This window comes from Bartonella sp. AP58NXGY (assembly GCF_042195785.1).
Taxonomy (GTDB): domain Bacteria; phylum Pseudomonadota; class Alphaproteobacteria; order Rhizobiales; family Rhizobiaceae; genus Bartonella.
This window is the reverse complement of record NZ_JBHIOY010000224.1, coordinates 1-745: the sequence shown is the minus strand read 5'-3', so window position 1 is coordinate 745 and position 745 is coordinate 1. Positions and strand designations below refer to the sequence as shown.

At 33.0% G+C, this 745-nt stretch carries 1 protein-coding gene; it reads right to left on the bottom strand.

Annotated elements, in window-relative coordinates:
- Positions 1-530: 530 nt before the first annotated feature.
- Positions 531-745: DUF454 family protein (locus ACFINC_RS10580; protein WP_375617185.1), on the bottom strand; the 215-nt coding region annotated here is incomplete at its 5' end.

The window sequence follows — 745 nt, the reverse complement described above, 5'->3', positions numbered from 1 at the left end:
GATTCAAAAGAAATACAACGTTATCTCAATTTTTTTAGCAATAAACAGCGCGTTTCTAGACCTGTCAAGATGTAGTTTTGGTCTCTTTAAACAAATATATTGACTCATCCTATTAGTTCTATAAAGCTAACCTTTTTCTTAATCCTTGCAGGTCTGTAAATCGTTCGGTTTCTTGTCGAGCGGATTCCGCCTGGCTTTTCACATAGGCAATTTACTTACATAAGGTTCGATAAACAAAAATATGCACGAGGCACTTAAAAAGGCTTAACATGCCAAGAAAGTTTAGCGAAATTTACATGCTTTACAAAAATAAAGCCTTTTAATGAATGTAATTTATCATCTTTTACAAAGTAACTTTTTAAGAGCTTTAAGGGGGGTGTACATAATTTTCTTTGCTTTTAAAAAAGCTTGTTATTTCATATGTATTTTGAATAGGGAGATGTTATATCTAATAAAACTTAAGGGGAAAGATTCTCTCATCATTCTAACAAATAAGTCAAAAAGAGCATCTCATAAAGTTTTTTATGTCATTATGAAGATGGACGTGTCACGATATAAACAGCAATCAACAATAATATAACGGCAACGAGTAAAAAAATCCATAAAGGAGGGTGTACCATCACGAAAAAGGATAATCCCCCCCCTGTCATACTTATTACTGCAAAAATTTTAACAAATGGAGAGATAGCTCTTCTTTCTTCCCATTGTTTAAGAGGGGGACCGAAAATACGATGATTATTCAGCC